Here is an 8,035-nt window from a genome sequence, read left to right as displayed (position 1 = left end):
CGCGCCCGCGAGATGCGCAACGCCATGCTGCTCGCCTGCGCTGCCAGCCTGCCGCTGGGCCTTGCCCTGCAGGGCTGGGGAAATCATGGTTTGTGGCTAACCTTCCTGTGTTTCATGTTGCTGCGAGGCTTGATCCTCGCGGCCTACGCCTGGCGACTGACGCGCCAGGATGCCTGGCAGGCACCCGCCAGCCCCTGAATTTCTGAGGAGAATCCATGCCGGCTTGTCCCATTCCCACTGACGAATCCCTGCGTCAGCAGACCCTGGATGCGATGAACCTGCTCGACACCCCGGCCGAGCATTACCTGGATACGCTGGTACAGCTCACCCAGGACCTGGCACAGGTCGACACCGTGCTGATCAGCCTGATCGACCAGGACCGTCAGTGGTTCAAGGCCAAGGTCGGGCTGGACGCCAACGAGACCGAGCGCGACGTCTCCTTCTGCGGCTACGCCATTCTCGGCGAAGGCACCCTGCTGGTGCCCGACGCCAAGCGCGACCCGCGTTTTGCCGACAATCCGCTGGTGCTCGGCCCGCCCTACATCCGCTTCTACGCCGGGCGCCCGCTGCGCGCCGGCAATGGCCAGGCGATCGGCACTCTGTGCATGGTCGATCCAAGGCCGCGCACTCTCAGTGCCGCCCAGCAGGCGAACTTCCGCGACCTGGCCACGCTCGCCGAGGGCTACCTGCAGCTGCGCAGCCTGATCCAGAGCAACCGCGACCTGCGCGTGGAGATGGACCGTGAACAGCGCAAGGCGCTGCTGGACCCGCTGACCCAGCTGTGGAACCGCGGCGCGCTGGCCACCTTCCAGGAACGCGAATGCCGCCTGGCGCGGGAGCACCAGGCCGAGCTCGGAGTGATCTACGCCGACCTCGACCATTTCAAATCCATCAACGACCGGCACGGCCACGCCGGCGGCGACCAGGTGCTGCGCGAATGCGCCCGGCGCCTGCGCGCCGCCTTGCGCCCGGAGGACCTGCTGGTGCGCCAGGGCGGCGAGGAATTCGTCGCCCTGCTGCGGGTCAAGGACAGCGAGGAACTGCAGCGGATCGCCGAGCGCGTGCGCCAGCTGATCGGCAATGAACCCGTGGCCCTGGCCAGCGGCCCGCTGCCGGTCAGCCTGAGCATCGGCTGCACGCTGCTGGCCAGGGAAGAGCAGGTCGACCAGGCACTGGAACGCGCCGATGCCGCGCTCTACAGTGCCAAGCAGGCCGGGCGCGACCGGGTGAATTTCAGCTCGCCGCCGGCTTCAGCCTGATCCACAAAGGCCCCAGCAGAGGACCCACCCATGGCCCAAGCCATCGCCGCGTACCTGCACTACCTGTCGATCTTCATCCTGTTCGCCCTGCTGGTGCTGGAGCACCAGCTGTTCCGCCTGCCGCTGGACCTGTCGCGGGCGCGCAGCCTGGTGATTGTCGACCTGGCCTGCGGTGCCTGCGCCGGCGTGGTGCTGCTGACCGGCGCGGCGCGGGTCGTCTGGTTCGCCAAGGGCGCGGACTACTACCTGCACAACAGCCTGTTCCACGCCAAGATCGGCCTGTTCGTGCTGGTGGCGCTGCTGTCGATCCTGCCGACCATGACCTTCCTCAACTGGCGCAACGAGCTCAAGGCCGGGCGCGTCCCGGTGCCCAGCGAACGCCAGGCGAAGCTGGTGATCATGACCATCCGCGTGGAGCTGCTGGCCCTGTTGATCCTGCCGCTGCTGGCGAGCTTGATGGCGCGCGGTTTCGGAATGATCGGCTGAGCGCATTCCTACAAGCGGTTCGGCGCCTTCCGATTCAGCCCCTGAGGTGATCGGCGGATGCTCCTGCGCAGCCTCGACTGCCGCAGGACTTCCCCATGCTTCCGCGCTTCCTCGACCGCCGCCTGTGGCGGTTGCTCTCCGTCATGGCGACCCTCGGGCTGAGTGGCTGCACGAGCCACGAGTTCACTTTCGAAGCCGACCTGCCGGGCGACTTCCAGCTCACCGGCGATGCGCAGTACAGCGGCGCCAGTTGCGGGGGCTCGGCGGGCCGGACGGTGGTTCACCGCCTCTTCGAAACGCCGGGCCACAGCGAGCGGCCGCACCGGGTCAGTTTCCAGGTGCCGCTGAGCACGCACGAGGGCGGCTGCACGCGGGAACTCAGCCGTATCCGGATCCAGCTGGACGGCGACTCCGCCGATCTCGCCGGCAGCCTTCGTGCGCCCGACCAGGCCTTCGCCACTCTGGAATTCCACGACCGCCTCGCCGACTCCGCCCGACGCATGCCGGACAGGGGCGTGCGCATCTTCGACGGTCGCTGCCGCTGGCTGCAGCCGGTGCCCGGTGACCTGCTGATGAAGCAGCGCACCCTGCAATGCCAGGCCTCCGACCTCATGGGCAGTTGGCTGGAAGGCCCGCCCGGTGGCTCGCTGCAACGCAATGAGTTGCCGGGGCGCATCGTGCGGCTGGCCATCGGCATGGCGCCTGACGTACCGGCCACCGCCGCGGGCGAATAACCCTACGCGAGCAGCAGTTGGCCGAGCCGGCGATGCAGCGCATCGCTCTGCGCCGCGTCCACCTGCAGGTGGAAACGTTCACGCAGCACGCCCAGCAGTTCATCGGCACTCCCGATGCCGCGCTGCTCGACTTCACCGTCCGCGCCGCGCCGGGTGAATTGACCGTTGAACAGCGACAGCCGCGCGCCCTTCTCGCTGAGCGCCACGCGCAGCGAGTTGCGGAACACGCTCTGCGGGTAGGTCGAGGTGTACCAGTTGCGCATGAAATAGTCGGCCCAGTGCTGCGGCTCCAGGGTGAAGCGGTACAGCGTCTGCCACCCGGACGCCGAGCGCGTCGCCATCTCCAGTTCGCCCTCGAACGATCCGGCAATGCGCCAGCCACCTGCCAGTTCTTCGTTCAGCTGCAAGGGCAGAGCGCGGGGCGAGGCCGGACCGCCGAAACCGATGTCCACCAGATGCGCCCCTTCGGACAGATCGACGCGCAACAGCAGGTGCGTCTGCGGCGTCAGCGGCGCATCTGCGGGCAAGCCCCAGCGCACCCGGCCCACCAGCAGCGTCACGCGGTAATCCAGGCTGGCCAGCAGGCGGGCGAACAGGCTGTTCAGCTCGAAGCAGTACCCGCCGCGCGCCTGCTCGACGACCTTGGCGAACACCGCGTCCGGCTCGATCAGGATGGGCTTGTCCAGCAGCACGTCGAGGTTCTCGAAGGGCAGGTGATGCAGCGCGGCGACGATCAGCCGGTCGAGGTTCTCCAGCGTCGGCGCGAGGCGCTCCGCAGGCAGGCCGAGGCGCGCCAGGGTGGCGTCGAGCTGGGCGGCGCTGAAGGGGGTGAGCGGGGTCATGCGAATCTCCTTTCGCGAAGCATCAGGGGTGTTGGTCAGGGTTCGGCTCGGGGATCAGCAGCGGGCCGCAGTTGGCGTCGCTGACGATCACCGCCAGCAGGCGCGCGGGCTCGCTGGAGCTGGGGTTTTCGGCGAACAGGTGCAGCTCGCGGCTGGGCTCGAACCAGGTCTGGCCGGCGCTGTAAGTCTGCGCTGGAAGGCCCTGCATCCGCGAGCGCACCTGGCCGCTGAGCACAATGGCGGTCACCGCGCCGGGATGGCGGTGCGCCGGGGTGTAGCCGTTGGGCGGGAAGTCCACCTGCAGGGTGGTCACGACCTTGCCGGGCATGTCGGCCAGCGGCTCGCAGGACAGGCGCGTCACCTGCGTGGCCGGGCGCGCGCTGGCGGAATGCCCTGCATGGCTTTGCGCAAGACTCACCGCCGGCCGCGCCCCGGCCTGCCAGATCAGCACACCAGCGGCTGCGGCAACAGCCAGCACCAGTCCGGCGCGGGCATCAAGTCTCGCTGCGAGGTTCATGCCGGCACTCCCGCCAGGCGAAACCCCGGCTGCCAGCCCAGGCGATGGCGCGCCTTGGCCGAACTGACGGCGATGTCCTGTTCGGCGATGTTGTAGGCGCCATGCGCGCCCCACTCCAGCGCCAGCAGAGCGGCGCGGGCGGCATCGTCGACATGCACAGACAGCTCCGGGTCTGCTGCATTGGTCCCCGTGCCGGGCCCGTAGAGCCGGCCGTAGCGCAACACGATGCCTTCCATGGGCCGGGCACCGAGCACTGCTTCTTCGAGCGCGGCGACGCCGCCGACGCTGATGGCGCGCGGGCCTGCTGCATCCAGGTCGAGCGGTTGCTCTTCGTGCAGCGGCAGCTCGCCCGGCGCGTAGGCCCAGGCGATGCTCTGCGCCACCATGCGCTCGACCCGGGCGGCACGGGCCGCCGCCACCAGGTTGGCGGTGCCTTCGCGGCGCACGCGCGCATTGCGCGGTTGGGCAGCGGGCATCAGGGCGGGGTCGAGGCCGGCCGGCAGGTCGGTGAGCTGGTGGATCACCCAGCGCGGCTGGAACTCCAGCATGGCGGCATGCAGGGCTGGCGCGTCATAAACATCCAGCACCATCGCCCGCGCCCCGGCGGCCTCCAGCGCGGCGGCACGCTGCGCAGAACGACTGATCGCCAGCACCTGGTAGCCGCGCTCCAGCAGCATCGGCAGCAGGCGCTGACCGATGGCGCCGCTGGCGCCGGCGAAGAAGACTTTCATGCACATGGGGACCTCGGATCGGGCGGCTTGGACATGCTGTCACTCTAGTGACGTCATGCCCCACCCCACAGAGCCAAGATTGCGCAGAATGACTGGGACATGATTGCCGAAGCTTGATCCATGTCCGCGCAATGTCACGCTCATCGTCTATAACAAACGGCTCAATACCCCGATCCTGAGGAGTCGTCATGAGCCAAGTCTTCGATGTTGCCGTGGTCGTCGGCAGCCTGCGCAAGGAATCCCTGAACCGCAAGATCGCCAAGGCATTCGCCGACCTGGCGCCGGCCAACCTGAAACTGACGATCGTGGAGATCGGCGACCTGCCGCTGTACAACGAGGAGTTCGACGTGGGCACCCCGCCTGCCAGCTACAGCGCCTTCCGCGAGCGCATCGCCCGCGCCGACGCGGTGCTCTTCGTCACGCCCGAGTACAACCGCTCGGTGCCCGGCGTGCTGAAGAACGCCATCGACGTCGGCTCGCGCCCCTACGGCAAGAGTGCCTGGAACGCCAAGCCCTGCGCGGTGGTCAGCGCCTCGCCGGGCGCCATCGGCGGCTTTGGCGCCAACCATCACCTGCGCCAGTCGCTGGTGTTCCTCAACATGCCGGTACTGCAGCAGCCCGAAGCCTACCTGGGCGGCGCCGGCAGCTTCTTCGACGATGCCGGCAAGCTGTCGGAGAAGACCGAGCCCTTCCTGAAGAGCATCATCGAGGCCTTCTCCGCCTGGATCGAACAGAACCAGCCGCGTTGATCGCCCCCCGCGCCGGCCCCTGCCGGCGCTTTCCCTTCGCGCCATTCTGAGTAGCCGGTCGCAAGCCGCTGCGGCATCAGGCATTCGCCTTCCTTCCGGCTGGCCCCACGCTGCTTCCCACGCCATGGTTCAGGCCCGCTTTCCGCGCCCGGACCGCCGATGCTGCGCCGCCTTTCCTCTTGCTTCTGCGTCTTCGCCCTGCTCGCCGGCTGCACTTCGCCACCGGTGAAAAAGGACGTCGACGGCGTGGGCTTCAGTTCCGGGCAGTTGTTGCAGAACGACGCCAACCGCGCCGCCAACCTGGCGATGCGCGACAACCTCGAGAGCCTGTCGCTGCTGCTCGACAAGCTCTACAAGCGCAACCCCGCACAATGGAAGAAGACCGGTGCAGCCTCACGGGAACAAGCGCGCCAAGGCGTCATGGACGCCATCCGCAACCAGCAGCCGCTGCCCGGGCTGGGCGGCAGGCAATCGGTGGCCGCCCTGCCCCTGGCCTTCGACGCCGGCTTTCACGGCGACCGCGCCGGCGCGCTGATCTACGGGCTCGGCAGCATGCTCTTCGAACTCTACGGCGGTACCGACACCCAGCACCTGCTCAGCGGGCTGAACCCGCAGATGACCGCCAATGCCGCCTGGAACATCGAGGTGGCGGCCTGGCTGCTGGCCAGTCGCACCGACGCGCAAGGCCAGCCGCTGCTGCTGTCCAACGAGATCAGCGCCAGCGGGCGCAACCTGTCCTTCGAGCGCGAGTTCGGCCGCATGATCGGCCGCCTGGAACTGCTGGCGCAGATGACCAACGAAAGCCTGCGGCGCAGCGGGATCAACTATGTGCAAGGCATCCTCGCAGCGCCCATCCTGGGCCTGGTGCAGTTCATCCCGCTGGACGCCCTGACCGCCGCCCAGTAACCGGCCAGCCTCACTCCTCCAGCAATCGCGCCAAGCGCTGGCGCAAATAGCGATTCTCCGCACGCAGTTCGTCCACTTCGTCCAGCAGGCGCAGCGCCAGGGCGATGCCCGGCCAGTCCAGCTCGAACTCGCGGCGCAGGCGCACCGCGCGGCGCACCACGCTGACCGCCTGGTAATCGAAGAGCCAATGCCCCGCGCGCTGTTCGCGGGGCTCCACGATACCCACCTCGACGATCTCGACGAGCACGTCGCGGGGGAGGTTCACCGACTGGCAGAGCTCGTCGAGGTCCACCACCATCACTGTCGTCGTCATGCGCGTTTACCCCAATCGGCACGGGGGTCGAAGGCCGCCTTGGCAGCCAGTTCTTCCCAGAGTTTGCGGGTCGCTTCGTCCGCCGTCTTCGGCATCACCACCTTGAGCACGGCGTAGAGATCGCCGGCGGCGGCCTCGCCCTTGTTCGGCAGGCCCTTGCCCTTGATGCGCAGGCGCTGGCCGGCCTGGCTGTTGGCCGGGATGCCGAGGTTGATCCGGCCGCCCAGCGTGGGCACTTCCACCTTGGCGCCGAGCGCCGCTTCCCACGGCGCCACCGGCACGGTGACGATGAGGTCGCGACCCTCGACGTCGAAGACCGGGTGCGGCACCAGGCGGATCGCCAGGTACAGGTCGCCCGCCGGTCCGCCATTGATACCCGGCGCGCCCTGCCCCTTGAGGCGGATGCGTTCGCCGTCGACGGTGCCCACGGGAATCTTCACGTTCAGCGTCTTGTTCTGCGGCGGCAGCTTGCGGCCGTATTCGTCGTAGCTGGGCAGGCTGAAGCTGATCGGCCGGCTGTCGCCGGAGAGGGTTTCCTCGAGGAACAGCGGGACCTCCATCTCCACGTCCTGGCCGCGATGGGCCTGCGGCTGGCGCGCACCGCCGAAGCCGCCGTGGGAGCCGCCGGGGCGGGCGCCGAATATCTGCTCGAAGAAGTAACTGAAATCCTGCTCGTGCCCCGGCGGCGGGCCGTCGAAACCACCGCGCGGCTGCCAGCCGGGCGGCGCCTCGAACTGCGGCCCCTGCGAGCCATAGCGGCGCAGTTCGTCGTACTCGGCGCGCTTCTCCGGGCTTTTCAGCACTTCGTAGGCCTCGGAGACGTCCTTGAACTTCGCCTCGGCGTCCGGCTCCTTGCTGACGTCCGGGTGGTACTTGCGCGCGAGCTTGCGGTAGGCGGTCTTGATCGCCTTCTCGTCGGCGTCGGGGGCTACCCCGAGCGCCGCGTAGTAATCCTTGAATTCCATCGGTAGGGGTCACTCCTCACATGCGTTGGACCTGTCGGCGCCTGGTACACGAAAGGGATCGCGCGGGCAGCCGGAGCCGCTGCGCGCACTGCGAGGCGAACAGGTGGAAAAAACGGGTTCTGCAACAGCAGATGGAGTCGCGTCCTCCGCTTTTCAACACTGCCTGCAAGCCTAGACGCTGATCCTGCATCGCGGCCGCCGGGACGACTTGATGCCGGTCATGGCATAGTCAAACCCTCTACTTGCCCCCTGAATTCCCAGGCCATGACCGCATCCCCTGTTTCGCTCCGCCAGCCGCTGGACCCGAGCCACGAGCTGCCGATCTACCGCCAGCTCTATGAGCGCATCCGCGATGCCATCACCCGCGGTGCGCTGCGTCCCGGCGAGCGTGTACCGCCGGTGCGCGGGTTGGCCGGCGAACTGGGCGTGGCGCGCGGCACCGTGGAGCTGGCCTACCAGTTGCTGACCAGCGAGGGCTACCTGCTGGCACGCGGGCCGGCGGGCACCGTGGTTTCGCCGCAGCTGGCGGGACG

11 protein-coding genes and 1 pseudogene are annotated in these 8,035 nt (G+C 68.4%); 7 read left to right on the top strand and 5 right to left on the bottom strand.

Annotation, left to right across the window (positions count from 1 at the left end; genetic code table 11):
• From ACCC94_RS25525 to ACCC94_RS25510, 4 genes and pseudogenes are all read left to right on the top strand, one after another.
• Window positions 1-198, top strand: a pseudogene (locus ACCC94_RS25525) (MATE family efflux transporter); the annotation flags it as partial.
• Between the two features lie 17 nt (window positions 199-215).
• On the top strand, window positions 216-1,259 hold the full coding sequence (locus tag ACCC94_RS25520) for a diguanylate cyclase (RefSeq protein WP_413352415.1): 1,044 nt from the start codon (window positions 216-218) through the stop codon (window positions 1,257-1,259).
• Between the two features lie 30 nt (window positions 1,260-1,289).
• On the top strand, window positions 1,290-1,745 hold the full coding sequence (locus ACCC94_RS25515; protein WP_413352414.1) for a DUF2214 family protein: 456 nt from the start codon (window positions 1,290-1,292) through the stop codon (window positions 1,743-1,745).
• A 95-nt stretch (window positions 1,746-1,840) separates the two neighbouring features.
• Complete coding sequence (locus tag ACCC94_RS25510) at window positions 1,841-2,479, top strand: hypothetical protein (protein WP_413352413.1); 639 nt, start codon at window positions 1,841-1,843, stop codon at window positions 2,477-2,479.
• Window positions 2,480-2,481: 2 nt separating this feature from the next.
• Here ACCC94_RS25510 and ACCC94_RS25505 read toward each other — a convergent pair whose 3' ends face one another.
• Genes ACCC94_RS25505 through ACCC94_RS25495 form a run of 3 tightly spaced genes read right to left on the bottom strand, consistent with a single transcriptional unit; the run spans window position 2,482 to window position 4,575 of the window.
• Window positions 2,482-3,321, bottom strand: a complete 840-nt coding sequence (locus ACCC94_RS25505; RefSeq protein WP_413352412.1) for an arylamine N-acetyltransferase family protein — start codon at window positions 3,319-3,321, stop codon at window positions 2,482-2,484.
• A 22-nt stretch (window positions 3,322-3,343) separates the two neighbouring features.
• Window positions 3,344-3,838 (bottom strand): cupin domain-containing protein, encoded by a 495-nt coding sequence (locus tag ACCC94_RS25500; RefSeq protein ID WP_413352411.1) that lies wholly within the window; start codon window positions 3,836-3,838, stop codon window positions 3,344-3,346.
• Window positions 3,835-4,575: an NAD-dependent epimerase/dehydratase family protein gene (locus tag ACCC94_RS25495; protein ID WP_413352410.1), complete on the bottom strand. Its 741-nt coding sequence runs from the start codon at window positions 4,573-4,575 to the stop codon at window positions 3,835-3,837. The genes ACCC94_RS25500 and ACCC94_RS25495 overlap by 4 nt, the downstream gene beginning before the upstream one ends.
• Before the next feature lie 182 nt (window positions 4,576-4,757).
• On the opposite strand from ACCC94_RS25495, the gene ACCC94_RS25490 reads away from it, so the two are divergent.
• Window positions 4,758-5,318 carry an NADPH-dependent FMN reductase gene (locus tag ACCC94_RS25490; protein ID WP_413352409.1) on the top strand — a complete coding sequence of 187 codons (561 nt, stop codon included), beginning with the start codon at window positions 4,758-4,760 and terminating at the stop codon, window positions 5,316-5,318.
• A gap of 159 nt (window positions 5,319-5,477) precedes the next feature.
• Complete coding sequence (locus tag ACCC94_RS25485) at window positions 5,478-6,224, top strand: hypothetical protein (protein ID WP_413352408.1); 747 nt, start codon at window positions 5,478-5,480, stop codon at window positions 6,222-6,224.
• 10 nt (window positions 6,225-6,234) lie between these two features.
• Here the strand turns inward: ACCC94_RS25485 and ACCC94_RS25480 are convergent, their stop codons facing one another.
• Both ACCC94_RS25480 and cbpA read right to left on the bottom strand, forming a co-directional pair.
• Window positions 6,235-6,537 (bottom strand): chaperone modulator CbpM, encoded by a 303-nt coding sequence (locus ACCC94_RS25480; protein WP_041712201.1) that lies wholly within the window; start codon window positions 6,535-6,537, stop codon window positions 6,235-6,237.
• A complete protein-coding gene (gene cbpA, locus ACCC94_RS25475; protein WP_413352407.1) occupies window positions 6,534-7,502 on the bottom strand; it encodes a curved DNA-binding protein in 969 nt (322 codons plus the stop codon). The genes ACCC94_RS25480 and cbpA overlap by 4 nt, the downstream gene beginning before the upstream one ends.
• Window positions 7,503-7,766: 264 nt before the next feature.
• Here cbpA and ACCC94_RS25470 point away from each other — a divergent pair.
• Window positions 7,767-8,035: GntR family transcriptional regulator (locus tag ACCC94_RS25470; RefSeq protein WP_413352406.1), on the top strand; the 269-nt coding region annotated here is incomplete at its 3' end.

It is taken from the genome of Pseudomonas sp. Pseusp97 (genome assembly GCF_047304025.1).
In the GTDB taxonomy this organism is placed as follows: domain Bacteria; phylum Pseudomonadota; class Gammaproteobacteria; order Pseudomonadales; family Pseudomonadaceae; genus Pseudomonas.
The sequence above is the reverse complement of the archived record's forward strand: the minus strand, read 5'-3'. Positions and strand labels throughout refer to the sequence as shown.